This is a genomic window from Hornefia butyriciproducens, from assembly GCF_009695915.1.
In the GTDB taxonomy this organism is placed as follows: domain Bacteria; phylum Bacillota; class Clostridia; order Peptostreptococcales; family Anaerovoracaceae; genus Aminicella; species Aminicella butyriciproducens.
Window position 1 is genome coordinate 64,774 of the sequence record NZ_VUMZ01000005.1, and the last position, 16,879, is coordinate 81,652.

General features: G+C 46.9%; 20 protein-coding genes, 1 tRNA gene and 1 pseudogene. 15 read left to right on the plus strand and 7 right to left on the minus strand.

Annotated features, from left to right (window positions below; translation table 11 throughout):
• The first annotated feature begins 43 nt into the window (after positions 1-43).
• From srtB to FYJ64_RS06565, 9 genes are all read left to right on the plus strand, one after another.
• Entirely contained in the window at positions 44-787 is a 744-nt protein-coding gene (gene srtB, locus FYJ64_RS06525; protein WP_206045567.1) for a class B sortase, read from the plus strand.
• A 76-nt stretch (positions 788-863) separates the two neighbouring features.
• Positions 864-1,607 carry a LytR/AlgR family response regulator transcription factor gene (locus FYJ64_RS06530; RefSeq protein WP_154574404.1) on the plus strand — a complete coding sequence of 248 codons (744 nt, stop codon included), beginning with the start codon at positions 864-866 and terminating at the stop codon, positions 1,605-1,607.
• Positions 1,594-2,526 carry a hypothetical protein gene (locus tag FYJ64_RS06535; protein WP_154574405.1) on the plus strand — a complete coding sequence of 311 codons (933 nt, stop codon included), beginning with the start codon at positions 1,594-1,596 and terminating at the stop codon, positions 2,524-2,526. Before FYJ64_RS06530 ends, FYJ64_RS06535 begins: the two co-directional genes overlap by 14 nt.
• Entirely contained in the window at positions 2,523-2,675 is a 153-nt protein-coding gene (locus tag FYJ64_RS06540; protein ID WP_154574406.1) for a hypothetical protein, read from the plus strand. The genes FYJ64_RS06535 and FYJ64_RS06540 overlap by 4 nt, the downstream gene beginning before the upstream one ends.
• Positions 2,672-3,979, plus strand: a complete 1,308-nt coding sequence (locus FYJ64_RS06545; RefSeq protein WP_154574407.1) for a lectin-like domain-containing protein — start codon at positions 2,672-2,674, stop codon at positions 3,977-3,979. Before FYJ64_RS06540 ends, FYJ64_RS06545 begins: the two co-directional genes overlap by 4 nt.
• Positions 3,979-4,743 (plus strand): LytR/AlgR family response regulator transcription factor, encoded by a 765-nt coding sequence (locus FYJ64_RS06550; RefSeq protein WP_154574408.1) that lies wholly within the window; start codon positions 3,979-3,981, stop codon positions 4,741-4,743. The genes FYJ64_RS06545 and FYJ64_RS06550 overlap by 1 nt, the downstream gene beginning before the upstream one ends.
• 242 nt (positions 4,744-4,985) lie before the next feature.
• A complete protein-coding gene (locus FYJ64_RS06555) occupies positions 4,986-5,408 on the plus strand; it encodes a PaaI family thioesterase (RefSeq protein WP_206045568.1) in 423 nt (140 codons plus the stop codon).
• 26 nt (positions 5,409-5,434) lie between these two features.
• Positions 5,435-5,989: a phosphoribosyltransferase family protein gene (locus FYJ64_RS06560; protein WP_154574410.1), complete on the plus strand. Its 555-nt coding sequence runs from the start codon at positions 5,435-5,437 to the stop codon at positions 5,987-5,989.
• A gap of 353 nt (positions 5,990-6,342) precedes the next feature.
• Positions 6,343-6,418: transfer RNA gene (locus tag FYJ64_RS06565), tRNA-Lys, on the plus strand.
• A 228-nt stretch (positions 6,419-6,646) separates the two neighbouring features.
• On the opposite strand, the gene FYJ64_RS06570 is transcribed toward FYJ64_RS06565, so the two are convergent.
• A complete protein-coding gene (locus FYJ64_RS06570) occupies positions 6,647-7,039 on the minus strand; it encodes a mannose-1-phosphate guanylyltransferase (RefSeq protein ID WP_154574411.1) in 393 nt (130 codons plus the stop codon).
• A gap of 3 nt (positions 7,040-7,042) precedes the next feature.
• Complete coding sequence (locus FYJ64_RS06575) at positions 7,043-8,287, minus strand: ATP-binding protein (RefSeq protein ID WP_154574412.1); 1,245 nt, start codon at positions 8,285-8,287, stop codon at positions 7,043-7,045.
• A gap of 271 nt (positions 8,288-8,558) precedes the next feature.
• Between FYJ64_RS06575 and FYJ64_RS11340 the strand changes: the two genes are divergently transcribed.
• The 3 genes from FYJ64_RS11340 (at position 8,559) to FYJ64_RS06585 (ending at position 10,928) form a co-directional block, all read left to right on the plus strand.
• Positions 8,559-9,260, plus strand: coding sequence for a helix-turn-helix domain-containing protein (locus FYJ64_RS11340; RefSeq protein ID WP_206045569.1), 702 nt, complete (start codon positions 8,559-8,561; stop codon positions 9,258-9,260).
• An 8-nt stretch (positions 9,261-9,268) separates the two neighbouring features.
• Complete coding sequence (locus tag FYJ64_RS11345; protein ID WP_268891410.1) at positions 9,269-10,153, plus strand: IS3 family transposase; 885 nt, start codon at positions 9,269-9,271, stop codon at positions 10,151-10,153.
• 556 nt (positions 10,154-10,709) lie between these two features.
• Positions 10,710-10,928, plus strand: a complete 219-nt coding sequence (locus FYJ64_RS06585) for a hypothetical protein (protein ID WP_154574413.1) — start codon at positions 10,710-10,712, stop codon at positions 10,926-10,928.
• A gap of 197 nt (positions 10,929-11,125) precedes the next feature.
• On the opposite strand, the gene FYJ64_RS06590 is transcribed toward FYJ64_RS06585, so the two are convergent.
• The 4 genes from FYJ64_RS06590 to FYJ64_RS06605 all read right to left on the minus strand — a co-directional run bounded on the left by FYJ64_RS06590 (position 11,126) and on the right by FYJ64_RS06605 (position 14,833).
• Entirely contained in the window at positions 11,126-12,298 is a 1,173-nt protein-coding gene (locus tag FYJ64_RS06590) for a M20 metallopeptidase family protein (protein ID WP_154574414.1), read from the minus strand.
• A gap of 15 nt (positions 12,299-12,313) precedes the next feature.
• Positions 12,314-13,024 (minus strand): cysteine hydrolase family protein, encoded by a 711-nt coding sequence (locus tag FYJ64_RS06595; protein ID WP_154574415.1) that lies wholly within the window; start codon positions 13,022-13,024, stop codon positions 12,314-12,316.
• 175 nt (positions 13,025-13,199) lie between these two features.
• Positions 13,200-14,510: a sigma-54 interaction domain-containing protein gene (locus FYJ64_RS06600; protein ID WP_154574416.1), complete on the minus strand. Its 1,311-nt coding sequence runs from the start codon at positions 14,508-14,510 to the stop codon at positions 13,200-13,202.
• A gap of 53 nt (positions 14,511-14,563) precedes the next feature.
• Entirely contained in the window at positions 14,564-14,833 is a 270-nt protein-coding gene (locus tag FYJ64_RS06605) for a hypothetical protein (RefSeq protein ID WP_154574417.1), read from the minus strand.
• Here FYJ64_RS06605 and FYJ64_RS06610 point away from each other — a divergent pair.
• Positions 14,824-14,946, plus strand: a pseudogene (locus FYJ64_RS06610) (transposase); the annotation flags it as partial. The gene FYJ64_RS06605 and the pseudogene FYJ64_RS06610 sit on opposite strands and share 10 nt — an antisense overlap.
• Positions 14,897-15,112, plus strand: a complete 216-nt coding sequence (locus FYJ64_RS11350; protein ID WP_206045580.1) for a hypothetical protein — start codon at positions 14,897-14,899, stop codon at positions 15,110-15,112. The pseudogene FYJ64_RS06610 and the gene FYJ64_RS11350, both read left to right, overlap by 50 nt.
• On the opposite strand, the gene FYJ64_RS06615 is transcribed toward FYJ64_RS11350, so the two are convergent.
• Positions 15,084-15,632, minus strand: a complete 549-nt coding sequence (locus tag FYJ64_RS06615) for a YgjV family protein (protein ID WP_154574418.1) — start codon at positions 15,630-15,632, stop codon at positions 15,084-15,086. The genes FYJ64_RS11350 and FYJ64_RS06615 overlap by 29 nt on opposite strands.
• Before the next feature lie 159 nt (positions 15,633-15,791).
• On the opposite strand from FYJ64_RS06615, the gene FYJ64_RS06620 reads away from it, so the two are divergent.
• Positions 15,792-16,676 carry a LysR family transcriptional regulator gene (locus FYJ64_RS06620; protein WP_206045570.1) on the plus strand — a complete coding sequence of 295 codons (885 nt, stop codon included), beginning with the start codon at positions 15,792-15,794 and terminating at the stop codon, positions 16,674-16,676.
• Positions 16,677-16,879: the final 203 nt, after the last annotated feature.

Sequence of the window (16,879 nt, forward strand, 5' to 3'; positions counted from 1 at the left end):
GGGCAGATTTATGTTAAAATATTGCCGAAGGAGTGTATTATCAATGGCCAGAAAAGGGAAAAGAGGAAAAGGGGATCTGTTCTTTGATGTCATCATCGTTATTCTGCTGTGCGTAATCGCATTCAGCCTGTTTAAAGTTGCTTCAATACTGAACGAATACCAGAAAGGCACCCGTGAATATAAACAGATCGCGAAAGACGCTGATCTGAAGCTTGAGGAGAACCGTCTCCACATCGACTGGAAGGCGCTGAAAAAGAAAAACAGCGACGTGAAGGCCTGGATCTATTCAAAGGGAACCGTTATCAATTATCCGGTGGTACAGGGCGACGACAACAGTTTCTATCTGCACCGCCTTTTGAACAAAGAATATAATTTCAAAGGAACGCTGTTCATCGACTACAGGGTGGAGCGGCCGTTCGATGATTTTAATACGATTATCTACGGACACCGGATGAAGGACGGCTCCATGTTCAAGCCTCTGGTGAAATACCGCGAGGAGGATTACTACAGGAAGCATAAAGTGATGCAGCTGGCGACGCCAAAGCACCAGTACGATCTGAAGATTTTCGCAGCGGTTACGATTCCGGCCCGGAGCAGTATGTACAAGTGCGCCTTCGGGACCCGAAAGGAGAAGGAAGCGTATCTGGAAAAGATCCGGGAGAAGAATGTTCTGACAACGGACGTACATGTTTCTGCGAACGACAGGATTGTGATGATGAGCACCTGCACTTATGAATTTGATAATGCGAGAGTTGTTGTATATGGAAAACTGATTGAGAAGGACTGAAAATGACTGGAGGCCATCCGGGGGATTGAAGCGGCGCGAATGGCCGGAAATAATCCGGAAGGTCTGAGAATGACTGATGGGGTGGATCATGCGGATTGCGATTTGTGATGATGAAGTAAAGGCGATCGAAATGTACACGCGGGATCTTCAGCGGATATGCCGGGAGAATGATATTGAGGCGGATTTTACAAAATACAGAAGCGGGGATCAGCTCTTGTTCTTCACGGAGGATATCGTCCGTGACACAGATATTCTCTTTCTGGATGTGGGAATGCCGGGAACTAACGGCATTGAAACCGCGAAACGCCTGAGAGAGAATGGCTATGAGGGAGAAATCATCTTTCTCACATCGTCGAGGGAAGCTGTGTTCTATGCATTTGATGTGAGAGCGACGAATTATCTGGTGAAGGAAATGGCGTCGGAAAAACGGCTGAAGGAGGTATTTCTTCGTGCCGTGGAGACCGCCCGGGAGAAAAGAAGCGAGTATCTGCTGCTTACCGGAGTCGGAGAATACCGGAATATCAGAATCAGTGAGATTCGTTATTTTGAAGTATCGCAGAAAATTGTCACCGTATATTACGAGGATACGAGTTTTGAATTCGTATCGACGATAGGAAAGCTGGAAAATCTTTTGTTCTCCAGAGGCTTTGTGCGGATCTCCAGGTCCTGCATCGTTGCGACCCGCTACGTCGCATCCTTCGCCTATGAAAAGGTCACGCTGACGACCGGTGAGAATCTTTCGGTCGGTCGAAAATATTATAAGGAACTGAAAAAAACGATGAAAGGCGGAAGTGATGAACGGCAGGATGAGAGGGAATAGAGGCAATGACAGAGCTGCCGCGCCGTTTCCGTCGCACCGGTCTTCACGTCTGCCCGCATCAGGATGGACATTCTGTCCGATACCGGTTCTGGTGATCTTCTGCATAGTGCTTCTGCTGCTTTGCTGCACGGCGGTTCCGGCGTTTGCCGAGAGCAGCTGCCCTGAAGGCGGTGAGCACGATTATGAGGTCAGTCTTGAAAAACGTGCGACACAGACCCGCGCCGGCCTGCGCCGGTATACCTGCCATAAATGCGGCAGTACGTATACAGAGCGGATCCCGGCGATGGGACATGTCTGGGGAACGTGGAAAATAGTAAAGAAGGCGACCTGCACAGCTGACGGCAGAGAGACGCGGATCTGCAGCAAGCATCCGGGGTTGGTGCATGTACAAAGCAGGGTTGTCCCGGCGCTCGGGCACGACTGGAGCGCGTGGAAGACGGTGCGTTCGGCCGCCCCCGGCAGAGCGGGGCTGGAGAAGAGGGTCTGCCGCAACAATCCGGATGAGGTTCAGTATCGGCAGAGTCCGGCGTTCGGGACATCGGACGGAGCTGGCTCCGGTGCAGTGACGGGGAATCTGATGATTTCCGGTTCGCACTCGGGAAATGTCTCCGGAGACAATGACTCGGAGAACGCAGGGGATCCCGCCCGTGCAGGAGCGAAGTCCGGCGTGGGATCCGGAAACGGCATGGCCGGCGGAAGCGCCGGCAGCGGTGATTCGGGCGGTGATTCGGACGGCGCGGGAGGAACAGGAACCTCCGGTGCCCGGAAGACGGTTCCGTTCGGCGCTGCAGACGCTGCGATTCTGGGAGCAAACGGTGCGGCGGTGCTGTTCTGGACGCTTCTGCTGCTGCCGCTGGTCCGAGTGATGTTCTGGGTGGTTGCAAAGCGCAGGGAGAAGGAAGAGGAGGCATCTGCATGATTCTGAGACGCGTGATCGGACTGATAATCCTTGCGGCTGTCATGACGGCGGGAGCGGTTCTGTACCTGATCCTGAACCGCAAAGTCGCCGATATTGAAAGTGATCTGACGATTCGTGAAAAAAAGGATATCCGGGGTTTAAAGAAATGAAAAAGAAACTGCTGACCATTTTGTTATGCCTTGCGGTATGCTTCGGAATGTACGGAGCGGTTCTTGTGATGCCCGGGGAAAGCGGACCGGCTCATGCGGAAACCGCCGCAGAGGGTATCGACTTTACGGAATTTCAAATGACGGGCGGACTAGACACGGGCAGCGACAGTGAGAAGAACAAAGGCTTTTCGGACTGTATCCGCACCGGCTCGTCCACATCCTCCGCATGCGATACGATTACGGTTTCCAGACCGTCAGACGCGGATCGGGTAAACTTTGTTTCCACCTCCACGAAAACCTTCGATTTCAGCCGGAGCTTCTCCTTCCGGGGAACGGCACGAATCTCTGAGGATCCGGACGGAATGGCCGTCGTGTTCCAGCCGGACAGGAGCTACGCATATGAGGCAGGTGCCGGACAGTACGGTTCATCGCTGTGCGTCTACCGGATCGAAGATGCGACCCGCGGCGTGCGGAATGCGCTGGTCCTGGAATTCGACACTTTTCTGACCGGCGACAACGGCACGGACGGACAGGCGGCGGTCCGCAGCGCCGGGCAGCCTCATATGGCACTGACGACGGTGGATGCGGATGGAAAAGAGAAAGATGACGGAAATTATCCGGTTCGCGCAATTCCCATTGACATCGGAACGGTCAGTTTCTCGATGGATTGGGAGATTACCGATGCAGACAGCGGAATGGGATGCTGCACGGTGCGGTGCGGAAGCGGAGATGGAGAGCGCACGATGCGCTATGAAAACTTTGATCCGAAAGCTGTGTTCGGAACGTCCTCTGTGTATATGACGGTGGCAGGGTCGGTGAATTACGGGTACTACGACCAGTCGGGCGGGGACTGGCAGCTCCGCCTGTTCGACTTCGCATACCGGAATCCGCCCGTGGTTCCGCCTGAGAATCCGCCGGAGCTTTCTGTGAAGGAGAGCAGCAGCCAGAGCAGTCGCTACGCAGAGGATGACAAAATATACAAGTATACGATCACGGTGGAGAACAAAAGCACATCCGATGCCGTAGGCCTCTTTGTCCGCCGATATATGCCGGAGTATACGAACTTTTATTCGACGGACAGCCTCGGGCATTACGGATGCGTCGACGGAAGGGAGCATGTCAGCTGGTTTATCGACAGGCTGAAGGCGGGAGAGCGTGTTCAGCTGACCTTCCGGGCGGCGGTCAACAACTGCAGGCCCGACAGACTTGTTATTCGACATCGTGTGTATTATGAGATTTCAGGAAGTGAAACCCCGCCAATGATGAACACCGGTACAGATCCGGAGAAAGTTGCGGCAGACTGATGAAAATTGCAGTTACAGGAGGAACCCCGGAGGCGGCTTCCGCGCTTCGGGACGTAATTGAAAGCTGGGCCTCGGACAACCTCCCCGAGACGGAAATATCAATGTACAGAGGCGGAACCCAGATGCTTCGGCAGGTGACTCCGGGCAGGTACGATCTGGCGTTTATCAGTTCCATCATGTCAGATATGAAGGGCATCGAGCTTGTCGAAAGGCTATGGGAGAAAACTCCTTCGACGGGCTGTGTCTTTGTTTCCTCGGATGAAAGTCTCATGCCGGAGGCCCTGAATTGCCACGCCTTCGACTATCTGGTCCGTCCACTCAGGGAAGAGCAGATTTTCCAGGTGCTCGGCGACATGCAGGAACGGCTTCCGCAGGCGGCCCCGTTCTTCTGCTATACCTGTGACCGAAGAGCCTGCCATATGATGTTCCACGATCTGATCTATGCCAGAAGCGATGGACATTATATCGAGCTTCACAGCAGGTCGGAGGGTACGCACAGGATCCGTATGTCGATGAAGGAGCTCCAGGAGCGACTCCGCGGAGATGAACGGTTCTTCCTTATCAACAAAGGAATCCTTGTGAATATGGGGCATATTCTGTCGGTGTACGGCGGATTCTGCCTGATGGACGACGCCAGAAGAAGTCTGCTCCCGATCAGCGTCCGGAGAGGCGCGCGGCTGAAGGAACAGTTGCATCAGTACATTTATCAGAGCCTGTGCAGGGAACGCGGCGACGAATCTCCGGGCAGGACAGTAGACTTCTGAGCGCCGGCGACGAAATTCTGAATAATTGCCAAGGTCGGGGACGCGGATGCCGGAGGCTGGGAATATTACCGGTCGAGGCCGCTAACGCCGAGGTCGGGAACGTCGCCGATGGCACTCCGGAATATAGCTGCTCTGAAATATAGCAGAATATAAAAAAAAGACGCTGCGGCATGAGGCCGCGGCTCTTATTTTGTGATATAATGGGAAAGCGGTGGAAAATTTCCCCGCGGAAGGAGAGTGACATGATCCCACTGAAAGAGATTCAGCGAGTATTTGAGAACGACCAGTTTGCCACATCCAACGGCATGGAGATCATGGAGGCGGATATCAATTACAGCAAATGCAGGATGGTTATCCGGGAGGAGCACAAAAATGCCCGGGGCGCGGTGATGGGCGGCGCGATCTATACGCTGGCTGACTTCGCCTTCGCGGTGGCTGCAAATCCGGAACATCCGGAAACGGTAACGCTGGACAGCAGTATTTCCTTCATGAACAGTACTCGAGGCAACGTGCTCTACGCAACGGCGCGCTGTGAGAAGGACGGCCGCCGCACCTGCTGCTTCAATATTGAGATTACTGACGACACGAGTACTCTGGTGGCGGCGGTGCGCTCTACAGGAATGCGTGTGGGCACAAAGCCTGTTGAAATTGACTACAATGAGTGAAAGATGTGAAAGAGAGGAATCTGAAAATGTTTTATGAAATGACAATCGCCGGCTGCAAGCGGCAGCTTCCCCTTTGTCCGGTCAACGACGAACTTTACATCGCGGCGTTTATTATGTTCAATGATGTGGAAGTTACCCGCGCCGCGGCGAAGGAACTCCTGGCGAAGGCGCCGGAGTTCGATGTGGTGGTCACAGCGGAAGCCAAGGGCATCCCTCTTGCCTACGAGATGGCGAGACAGGCGGGGAACAAAGATTATGTCGTCTGCCGCAAGGGTTTCAAGCTGTACATGCGCAATGTGATTGAGACCAGCGTGGACTCCATCACCACCGATCATCTGCAGAAGCTCTGCATCGACCAGGATGATGTGGAGACTCTGAAGGGACGCAGAGTCCTGATCGTGGACGATGTGGTCAGCACCGGCGAATCGCTGAATTCCATCGAGGCGCTGTTGAAGCAGATTGACCTGACCATCGTCGGACGGATGTGTGTTCTGGCAGAGGGAGAGGCAGCAGCCCGGGGCGATATCACTTACCTGAATGAGCTGCCGGTGTTCAATCCGGACGGCACGGTAAAAGAATAATCCTTCTCCGGAAAGGCTTTATGTCATAACCGCGAATTTACAGGGTCTGTTTGTTAACCTGTGCGTGCTCAGCCATCGAATATGCTCGAAATGTCAATAATACAGAGGGTATATTCGGTGGCCTGCCGCACTTTATAGGGAGAGGTTTTGCCGAGGAAGCATCAGCGCAGGCCGCCGGAAATCCAGAAACCTGTCGGAGTCCTCTCCGAGCGGTAACCGAAAACCCCTTCCTGAACACTAACCTGAAATCCCGAAAAAACCTGAAAAACTGCAGATTTCAGGTTGACAAGGTTCGCGTAAAATGGTATTATATCAAATGTGCCGGACAGCTGACACAGAAATTCATACGACGAGCACCATTAGCTCAGCTGGGAGAGCACCTGACTCTTAATCAGGGTGTCCAGGGTTCGAGCCCCTGATGGTGTACCAAAACAACAGACGCGTAAGCGTCTGTTTTGTTTTGGTACACCGAAGGGGCTCGAACCCGAAAGGGCGCGACCGTAAAGCGCGGCAGTCCAGTGAACTGCCGCGTAGGGAGCGGGGCAAGGCGACCGAAAGGGGAGCCGCAGCCCGGCAGACTTGCAGAGCAAGGATGCAAAACCCCTGATGGTGTACCAACTAAGATATGCAGTTTCAACAAGAAGCCGCATATCTTTTTTATTCATTTTGTTCATTTAGAATCGCATGGATTCTCTCTATCGGGAAGACATCGTCTATATCCTGGATATCAAAGTGTGATTCATTCAATGATTTTGATTTTGTTATTGCAAGGTACTCGTCAATGACCTTTCGATCAATAATTACTTTGCCATGACCTAGCCAATGACGGTCACAACCATTTTTCTTGACTCCTGAAATCCAGTACTTCTCGCCAGTTTCTAAATCATAATAGTTACCACCTATGCCAGTAACGCCCCTGCTGGAACACCGTTGAAAGGCATGATCATTGAAATAAACTGTTTTTCCGGATTTTGATTCTTTAACGTTCCCTATCCAGGCTGGACCATCATCATTGTATCCAGTTTTTAATTCTATGTATTTTATGTTCATCTTTTATTTCTCCAAACAGTGTTGATCAAGCAGAAAATCCAGTAAGCCAATTACCAGGATCCCATCCTCTGTATGCCATGGTTTCATGCTGCCTTTAACAACAATTATCTTTTTAAAGCTGTCACTGATATTATTGAGCGGCCGGCTTTCCTGACTTGTCTTCTCTGGTGTGTCCAGATTTAATGCGGACTGAATGTAATATCGATTACTCCCCTGATTACAAATAAAATCAACTTCAGTCTGTATCCGTTTATTCCCTTCACGGATCTCAACAACACCAACGTCAACATTATAATCTCGTATGAGGAGTTCGTTGTAGATTGCGTTTTCCATCAGATGTGATTCTTCCTGCTGCCTGAAATTCAGACGAGCATTTCGAAGACCTAGGTCTGCAAAATAGTACTTTTGTGGGGTATTAATGTATTTCCTGCCCTTCACATCATAGCGTAAGGCTTTTTTTATGATAAAAGCATCTTCCAGATAGCTCAGGTATGAATTGATCGTATTGATGGACAGCTCTTTTGTGCCTTTGCTTTTGAAGGTGTCATGTATCTTTTGTGGATTAGTCAGAGAGCCTACTGAAGAAGCAAGAAGATTGACCATTGCGTCCAGTACATCCAGCCTTTTGATCTGATTACGATCAACGATATCAGTAAAATATGTCTGATTGAAAAGGTCTTTGAGATAATCCATCTTTTCCGAATCGGTTTTTCGAGAAAGCACCAATGGCATCCCACCGAAAGTAAGATATTCATTCCAGCATTCAAGTTTATCTCCACCAACAGCATTATAGAATTCCGAAAAAGATAATGGCTGTAGATGGATCTGGTCACCTCTGCCCCGAAATTCTGTTATAACATCAGATGACAAAAACTTTGAGTTACTTCCCGTAATATACACATCGATATTACCATCATAAAGAAGTCCGTTGAGAACTGATTCGAAATCTGATACAAGCTGTACTTCATCCAGAATCAGATAATACTGCTTATTGTCTTTGATCAGAGAATGGATATATTCATCAAAAGCTTCAGGGTCAGTATGATACTTCTTATTGGAAATACGATCCAGTTCGATTTTTATGATATGATCCTTCGGAACGCCTGATTCAAGTAGATAATCCCTGAACATTGGATCCAGCAAGTACGATTTCCCACATCTGCGTATACCGGTCACAATTTTAATAAGCCCATTAGTCCTTCGCTCAATAAGCTTCTGTAAATAATGGTCTCGTTTGATTTCTTTCATTCTGCACCTCGATGAATATATTTGCCAATAATGTCACTATTCTTCAACCAAACTATACCACGTCAGACAGGATTGGTCAATGTGCCTACTGAATATTTTTGCCGTAATTGGCGTGTTTCTTCATTTTAAATCATTACTAGGAATGTGGCCGGAAGTGTGTTACAAAAATTTGACGATTACTATATATTATAAGAAAAAAATGGCCGTCATGCTGTGATATGCTACCCTCAAGTAGGACACTAAAATATAAAACCTACTTGGGGGTATTTCTATGTCCAGAAAGAGTAAGATTGATCCAGTCCTTAAGGTCCAGTTAGTTGAACAGTATCTGAGGGGCGAAATTGGAATCAGCGAAGCTGGGAGATTAGCCGGGTTGTCCGGAAACGGAACAGATTCCTTCCGGAAATGGGTTATCATTTATCAGAACGAAGGTCCTGGCGGTCTTTTGAATCAGACGCATAACAAGCACTACCCTTTGGAACTGAAGCTTAGCGCAGTTAATGATTATCTTCAAGGAGAGGGATCTCTATTGGAGATAATGAAGCGGTACGGAATTCGGTCAAAAAAGGCACTCCAAGATTGGATAAAGCAGTATAATACTCATGGAGAAATCAGATGCCGCGGAAGCGGTGGAGGTAGCTACATGAGGAAAGCCAGAAACACTGCACCGGAAGAGCGTCACGAGATAGTAAGGGATTGCCTTGCCAATGATAAGAATTATGGTGCGGCTGCATTGAAATACAACTGCTCCTATCAACAGGTACGTAACTGGGTATTGCGTTATGAAAAGATGGGATCAGCCGGTCTGGAGGATCGTCGCGGAAGACGCGCAGGTACACAGCCTGCCAGGACGCCTGAGGAAGAAATGCGGGATAAGATCGCAGAACTGGAGCGAAGGAATCGTGATCTCCAGATGGAGAATGATCTGTTAAAAAAAGTCAGGGAGTTAGAGATGAAAGATCGCTATCTCTGACTCGACATCTGTATAAATATCAAGCGATCAAAGAACTGTCTGAAGAAAAATACTATCCCGTACAAAGGCTATGTGAGCATCTTCAGCTATCACGCAGCGCTTACTATCGCTGGCTGAAAGACCCTGTCAGTTTCAGCGAAAAGTATAATGAAGAGATCTCTGAGAAGATCAAGGATATCCATGAAAAGCATCCTGACATGGGATACCGGCGGATAAGGGATGAGCTGGACAGGAAGCATGGTATCGCTGTGAATGATAAGCGTGTCTTGAGGATCTGCCGCAAAGAACGCATCCAGTCTACGATCAAGTGGAAGCCGAAGAGCTGTACCAGAAGCAGCGATGATCCTGCACACATCGCCAGGAACTACCTGAACCGGGATTTCCACGCGGATGCTCCGAACGAGAAGTGGCTGACCGATGTGACTGAGTTCAAGTATTACATCGGCATTGAAGTCCACAAGGTATACTTAAGCGCCATTCTGGACCTTTATGACCGCAGGATTGTGGCTTACATGATAGGTGACCGCAACGACAATCCGCTTGTTATGAACACGTTTGATGCAGCTGTAGCAGTTGAGTCGGATGCCCATCCGCTGTTTCACAGTGACCGAGGTTTCCAGTACACCAGCAAGCAGTTCTCTGCAAGGCTCAAAAAGCATCATATGAAGCAGAGCATGTCCAGAGTGGCCCATTGTATTGATAACGGTCCGATGGAAGGCTTCTGGGGGATCCTGAAGCGGGAAACGTATTATGGGAGTCGGTTCACTTCAAGATCAGACCTTGTAAATACCATAGAAACCTATATCAGGTATTACAACACGGAAAGGATCCAACGAAAGCTTCAGCTGATGACCCCTGTTGAATACCATGAAAGCTACTACGCGGCTGCATAAGAATACCGCCAGCCGATTGCTCGACTGGCGGCGCGAAACTTTTTAATTATTCACTGTCCTCTTGACGGGTAGCACACCAATGCTCCGGTGCCTTTTATATCTTATTTTATTCTGATCAGCGTTTTGATCGACAACTTCTCATACTTTGTTCTGCGTCGGCTCAGGTTCTTCGCTTTAATGTCGGAGCTGCCGCAGGTTGCCCACACGGGATAGCCCCCGCCCCGCTGAATCTCAAAAGCGCCATCGTGTGCACTTTGGAATTTCCCCACTGGAAACCGACCACATCTTTTTTTGAAAAGCTTTACGGAAGATATTGAGATAGGTATACACCTATGATATACTATAATCAGTTCAAAGGAAAGGGGGTGGCACCATTGACACCAGAAGAAATAAAAGACCTGCTCAAACTTCTGGAAAAGGCATTGGCTAGCGAAATTGTCGACAAACTCGTAATAACCATTAAGCCTAAATAAGTTGTTCAAGCAGGCGGGCAGGTGTTAAATCACCTGCATTATTCTACACATAAATTGTTACAAATGTCAAGGGAGGCTTTATCATGGATGCTAAAGTGAAAATTAAATACGCAGACGGTTCTGAGCAAGTACAAAAATACGGTAGCCAGTCTAAATACGACAAAGCTAACACCGTCCAATTTAAAATGAAATTGAACAAAAAAACTGATAGCGACATTCTCGCTTGGCTGGAACAGCAGCCTAGCAAGCAAGGCGCGATCAAGGCATTAATACGGCAAGCCATCAATGAGGTGAACAAATGAACTTGATTGTGGTTCACTACACTTTACGGCAAGACTTCAACTGTTAGAACTGTATCATGCCAATTACACCATTAAAAAATTCTTTCACCTTCTTTCTGTCGAGTCCCTATATTTGAATCATACAGGAAGCTCCTTTTGGGAATAATAAAAGACCGTAAGCCATGCCTACGGTCTAAGTCTTTAGTTATTGATAGTTTTCATTTTCCGCAAATATCCATTGCGATATTTCCGAAGATTCTCACTCCATACTGCAGTGAGTCTTCATCAATATTAAGGATCGCGCTATGAAGTGATCCGGTCTCAATGTCATCGCGCTTACATCCTAACATGAATATCACACCGGGAATCTCCTCCTGGAAATATGCAAAGTCTTCAGAACCTAAATGTGGTCTTTCGATCATTATAATGTCATCTTTGCTTTCAAGTGATTTCTCAGCAGCATCGATAACATTCACTGTCAGGCGAGCATCATTATTTACTGAAGGGAAGCCTTGTATGAATTCGACTTCAGCTCTTCCTCCGAATCCCTGAGCGGTGCTTTCTGCAATTGAACTCATCTTTTCTCTTATCATGAGTTTGTTTTTGGCCTCGACACATCTTATCATTCCGCTCATTTCAACATAATCCGGAATGACATTGATTGCCTCTCCACCGTTGATCTTACATATAGAAAACGTTCCTACATCGAAGGGGCTCATGATATTACTGATTATAGTGTTAAGTCCCATGACTATCTGTGATGCTATGTTTATCGCATTTACACCGGTCTCTGGCTCAGATGAATGTGCATCATGTCCGTATACTCTAATATGGAATTCGTCATCAGTTGCTGTCATATATCCGGATTTGACTGCAATCGTACCTGTCGGGAGGTCAGGCATCATATGAAGAGCATATACTCCTTCAACGTCTGGATCCTTCAGTGCGCCATCATTAATGATGCATTTAGCACCTCCGTTAGCTTCCTCACCTGGCTGGAATATGAGTTTGATCACACCCTTAAGTTCATCCTTGATCTCGGAAAGAAGAATCGCGGTTCCTAAAAGTACAGCCATATGTCCATCATGTCCGCATGCATGCATGACTCCCACTCTTTTAGAGTCGAAATCAAGTCCGCTTTCTTCCATGATCGGAAGTGCATCCATGTCAGCCCTGAAGGCGATCACCGGACCCGGGATACCTGTGTCTAAAGTTGCCATAACTCCGGTACCGCCTATATTGGTCCTGACATCATATCCAAGTCCTTTTAGTTTATCTGCAATAAACTCGGAAGTCTCAAACTCTTCGAAACTCAGTTCAGGGAATTCATGAAAATGTCTTCTGTATTCAATCACTTTAGGTATGATCCTGTTAACGATCTCATTTATCATACGTGCCTCTTTTCTTTAGAGAGCCTCCAGTCTGGCAAGAAGCTGCTCTGTTGTTTCTGAATTAGCATATATTCTCTGGATACCCTGGAGTGCCTTCTCATGTCTTTCCTGGCTCATAGCTCCGATAGCATCCTCGATCATGTCTACATTATATCCGAGATCTCTGAAATCTCTGATAGCTGTACTTACACACTGATCTGTATAGAAACCGACTACAAGTACACTGTCAATGTGAAGGTTTCTCATGATCCTGTCGATGTTTGTCCCAACTACACAGCCGGAGCATGTCTTGTTAAGAACGATTTCACCTTCCAAGGGCATTGCCTCCTTAACGAAATCCGATCCTGGAGCTCCAGGTGGATAGAACATTCCGGCTTCTGTATGGAGTCTTCCGGTGTCAGCAGCATCAGGAAGATATGATCCTAACTTGACGTGAATAGGTTTGATGCCTTTCTCTCTGCACTTATTAAGTATCTTTTCAATATTTGCAAGAACTTTATTGGTGTTCTCGCCAAGCTGATCAAGTGCAGGCATAAGTGGTTCTACATCAATTCCCATAGCCTTATATCCCTCTACAAAGTATTCCTCTGTTACGCATTCCTGAACATCGATCAAGACTAATGCAGTGGTTTTAGGATCAAGGGGTACAGGGTTTCCATAAACTCCTCCGGCTAACTGCGCATAATAGTTTCTTACAAACTCATCTAAAATCTTGTTGTTATCCATTTTTTCTTCCTCCTATATCAAGAGCAAAATATAATTATCAAGTTTGCCAAGATATATAGCAACTACCGTGCCAACATAAGGAAGCCCTTATTTCAAGGGGTTTCATAAATGGATAGTTGTTGATTTGCAAATATTTGCGGCAACAATTTACATTATTGCAATATTTTGCAATAGGTTATATTCCAAGTTTTTTACATTTATAGTAGAGTGTCCTGAGTGGTATACCCAAAGCAACTGCAGCCCTGTTTTTATCACCGGCAGCGTTTTCGATAGCTCTTTTGATTACAACAGTTTCAACCTGTTTAAGAGCAGCCGTCAATTCTGTAGGCAAAGTATCAGGTACTCCTGCATAAGATGCTTTTGCCTTTCTGGGTCTGGCATCCTCTCCGTTGATCGAAGCTTCAATATCTTCTGCGGTCAGTACTTCTTCATCTCCGGAAAGGTTTATGAGCGCTCTTGAAAGAACATTCTGAAGTTCTCTGACGTTTCCGGGCCAGTCACTTTTCTTCAGAAGCTTGATAGCATCTTTTTCGATGGTAGTCACCTTTCTGCCATAATAGTCGTTATACTGGTTAAGGAGGTACATCGAAATAGCTTCAATATCATCCTTGCGCTCTCTGAGAGGTGGTATCTTGATTGGGAAAACGTTGAGCCTATAGTACAGATCTTCTCTGAATTCGCCTTCTTCAATCATCTTTTCCAGCGGTTTATTAGTTGCGCAGATAATCCTGACATCGATAGGGATAGACTCTGTGGACCCAACTGGCATGATTTCCTTTTCCTGAAGAGCCCTCAATATCTTCACCTGCATCCTGGGAGATACATCACCGATCTCATCTAGGAACAAACTTCCTTTATCAGCCTCTTGGAAGAGACCTTTCTTGCCGCCGCGCTGCGCACCTGTGAATGCACCTTCCTTATATCCGAATAATTCACTCTCTAGTAGTTCATCAGGTATCGATGAGCAATTGATCTTTACGAATTTCTCATTTCGCCGGGGGCTGGTATTGTGTATTGCATTGGCGAAGATCTCCTTACCGGTGCCGCTTTCACCACGAAGCATAATAGTCGCTGGTGTCATAGCAGCTGTTCTGGCGATATTAATAGCTTCCTGCAGTTTTTCATTCTCTCCAATAATGTCCTTAAAGGAGTACTTAGCCTCTACCTTTCTCAACTTCTGATTAAGTCGATCCAGTTCTCTCCTGAGTCGGTTTACCTCAGAAATGTCGTGATAAACTATGACCCTGCCTGCTTTCTTGCCATCGATATATATATCTTTGGAATCAGATACGATTTCCACGTTACCGCGCTTTAACATGATCTCATAAAGCGGGTTCTCATAGATGGTGTTTCCATACCTGTCCAACACACATATAGCATCTGATGTGGCCTTAAGCACTGGCTTAACTTCTTCGAGTATTTCCTTAACGTCAGTCCATTCCATGTCGTTCACCTTTTTGCAACTAATTGCAGCAACTTTATACATGGAATATACCACGTTTTGTTGTTTTTTTAAATGTGTTTTGTCATGTTATTTAATTATCTTTCCCAACTCTGACTTCTGACTCGAAGTTGATCTAGAAGACCATCCTCTTTAAAGCTGTACATCTCGCCGGTTTCAGCGGCAACGATGATATGATCCAGCATATTAATGATCTGGCCGTTAAGTTTCAGATTAAGAACCAGAAAGACTTCTCTGTCATAGGTGGAGAGTTCTTTGGCTATGACCTTTACTACATCTTCAGGTGATTTTATTGGCTCCGGACTATATAGTGATGGTTCTTTGACGAGCCTGATATTTGATAACATGGATTGGAACCATCACTCTCTCTGTTCCGCGTCACCGGAACCAGCCTTTCCGGACGCTGATCTTTGACAACTATTCCCGGAGCGAAGCCGCCCTCATCGCTGCGATGGCAGAAACAGAACGGATATGACTTCATCACGCTGGTGAAGACGAACATCTCCTGGGTAAAGTCGCTGATCGACAAACATATGGAAGAACTCAGCACGATATTCACGGCATACCCTTACGACGCCACGACCCACGGTGTGAGTCCTAAGCTGCACTGTCTACAGTGCTCTTGAATCTATCGTCATTCAGGTTTTTCCAGCCGAAGCGAATGATCGAAATGATGATAGAGACCAAGGTGATCGATTCGCTCAGCATGCCGCCCCAGGAGTGGATCAGAACATCGTAGAACAGTGTGCACGGCGATCCAATAAGCTGTGATAAACGGATTTTCTGTGCGTTGTCAGTCCAGTATCCTACAGTTGTCACTCCCACCGATGCAAACGGCAGGAGGCTGATCCAGCCATCCCATGTCCAGATCGTGAACGCTGCCAGAAGAGCTAAGATGCCTATCATAATCTTTTTGCTTTTTACCCAAGTCCAGACATTCACCTTGAGCAGAAGAATATTTCTCAGGATATTTATGAGAAGGCTGAGTGCTCCGGTATAGGCACCCAGGATTCCGAACTGTATGGCGAAGATGGAGCATCCTATCAGCTGGAATAAAAACAGCAATCTGTTTGATTTCATCTGATATGACAGAATGAAGAATGCTACTGCCACAAACCCGATTCCCTGTGCGATGTATCCGTTCATGTTTGCCTACCTCCGTTTTACCACTTTTCAATTAGAGATTAGCATGGCTAAAACGATTTGTAAAACTAATAGATTTTATTATATCAATAGATTGAATCTATCGATTGTGGCGTTTGTATGATATAATAGACCTGCAACTGCAGAATGGAGAATGAGTATATGGAAAATAAAAACGTCGCAACATTTGTCAAAATCGTCGAGTTCAATAATTTCACAAAGGCAGCAGACAGTCTCGGATACTCACAGGCGGCAGTTACGGCACAAATCAAATCGCTGGAGAAAGAACTGGGAGTACCTCTCTTTGACAGAGTGGGTAAAAGAATATTCCTGACACAGGCCGGCAAGACATTTCTGCCTTATGCAATCGATCTGTTAAAAGCAGAAGAGGCGGCAAAAAATTCCGTTGGTGTTTCGGAAGAATTGGAAGGGGAATTGGTCATCTGTTCCGCTTCATCCTATGCTTCGGAAGTGCTTCCTCAAATTTTGCTGCGGTACATGCATCTTCACCCAAAGGTTCGTATTACTGTAAAGGTTTCGGATTATCTGGAAGACAATATGCATAAACTTGCGCAGGGAGAACTGGATTTCCTGTTATGTATGGATGAAAGAAACGCCTTCCCCGATTTCGCATCCTTTGCTGAAAAGCCCGAACCGGTAATCTTTGTGACACACCCATCAAACCCTCTGTTGAAGAAAAAAAGGAAACCACTGCAGGATGTCGTAACAAGCAACTTTATCGTATCCGACAGGGAAATCGGATACAGCAGATTACTTGAGAAACAATTGCAAAAGAAGGGTATTGAACTATCACCAATTATGGAGATGGGATCAACCAATGCAATCATCAATGTGCTGCTCGGAGGATATGGGACGTCTTTTTTGCCGGAGTACACAGTGCGAAAGCATATCAAAGATGGAACGCTCGCCAGGATCGACGTCAAGGATATCAATGTTGATATGTACTCATTCTTTCTTTGCAGCAGAGATCGCTGGATCAATCCGGTCATGCAGGCATTCATAGATATTGTGAACAAATCAGAATAATGCAAGGGAAAGAAAATGTGCTGTTTTCGCGATTTTTCAATAATACTAAGTTTCTATATATCACCTGAAATGTCAACGAGAGTTAATTTGATCGGAAACTGCCATATACATTTTAAAAGCATATGGTAAACAAGATAAACCTTACTTGGATATCAGCAGCGCCGATTAAGCCCTGTCGGACTTAATCGGCAGACACGGTTTGG

Excerpts from the sequence above, each read along its gene's own strand:
- srtB (WP_206045567.1), top strand. The coding sequence starts at position 44 with ATGGCCAGAAAAGGGAAAAGAGGAAAAGGGGATCTGTTCTTTGATGTC.
- FYJ64_RS06560 (WP_154574410.1), top strand. The coding sequence starts at position 5,435 with ATGTTTTATGAAATGACAATCGCCGGCTGCAAGCGGCAGCTTCCCCTT.
- FYJ64_RS06575 (WP_154574412.1), bottom strand. The coding sequence starts at position 8,287 with ATGAAAGAAATCAAACGAGACCATTATTTACAGAAGCTTATTGAGCGA.
- FYJ64_RS06530 (WP_154574404.1), top strand. The coding sequence starts at position 864 with ATGGGGTGGATCATGCGGATTGCGATTTGTGATGATGAAGTAAAGGCG.
- FYJ64_RS06595 (WP_154574415.1), bottom strand. The coding sequence starts at position 13,024 with ATGGATAACAACAAGATTTTAGATGAGTTTGTAAGAAACTATTATGCG.
- FYJ64_RS06555 (WP_206045568.1), top strand. The coding sequence starts at position 4,986 with ATGATCCCACTGAAAGAGATTCAGCGAGTATTTGAGAACGACCAGTTT.
- FYJ64_RS06570 (WP_154574411.1), bottom strand. The coding sequence starts at position 7,039 with ATGAACATAAAATACATAGAATTAAAAACTGGATACAATGATGATGGT.
- FYJ64_RS06600 (WP_154574416.1), bottom strand. The coding sequence starts at position 14,510 with ATGTATAAAGTTGCTGCAATTAGTTGCAAAAAGGTGAACGACATGGAA.
- FYJ64_RS06540 (WP_154574406.1), top strand. The coding sequence starts at position 2,523 with ATGATTCTGAGACGCGTGATCGGACTGATAATCCTTGCGGCTGTCATG.
- FYJ64_RS06605 (WP_154574417.1), bottom strand. The coding sequence starts at position 14,833 with ATGTTATCAAATATCAGGCTCGTCAAAGAACCATCACTATATAGTCCG.
- FYJ64_RS06615 (WP_154574418.1), bottom strand. The coding sequence starts at position 15,632 with ATGAACGGATACATCGCACAGGGAATCGGGTTTGTGGCAGTAGCATTC.
- FYJ64_RS06585 (WP_154574413.1), top strand. The coding sequence starts at position 10,710 with ATGGATGCTAAAGTGAAAATTAAATACGCAGACGGTTCTGAGCAAGTA.
- FYJ64_RS06535 (WP_154574405.1), top strand. The coding sequence starts at position 1,594 with ATGAGAGGGAATAGAGGCAATGACAGAGCTGCCGCGCCGTTTCCGTCG.
- FYJ64_RS06550 (WP_154574408.1), top strand. The coding sequence starts at position 3,979 with ATGAAAATTGCAGTTACAGGAGGAACCCCGGAGGCGGCTTCCGCGCTT.
- FYJ64_RS11340 (WP_206045569.1), top strand. The coding sequence starts at position 8,559 with ATGTCCAGAAAGAGTAAGATTGATCCAGTCCTTAAGGTCCAGTTAGTT.
- FYJ64_RS06590 (WP_154574414.1), bottom strand. The coding sequence starts at position 12,298 with ATGATAAATGAGATCGTTAACAGGATCATACCTAAAGTGATTGAATAC.
- FYJ64_RS06620 (WP_206045570.1), top strand. The coding sequence starts at position 15,792 with ATGGAAAATAAAAACGTCGCAACATTTGTCAAAATCGTCGAGTTCAAT.
- FYJ64_RS06545 (WP_154574407.1), top strand. The coding sequence starts at position 2,672 with ATGAAAAAGAAACTGCTGACCATTTTGTTATGCCTTGCGGTATGCTTC.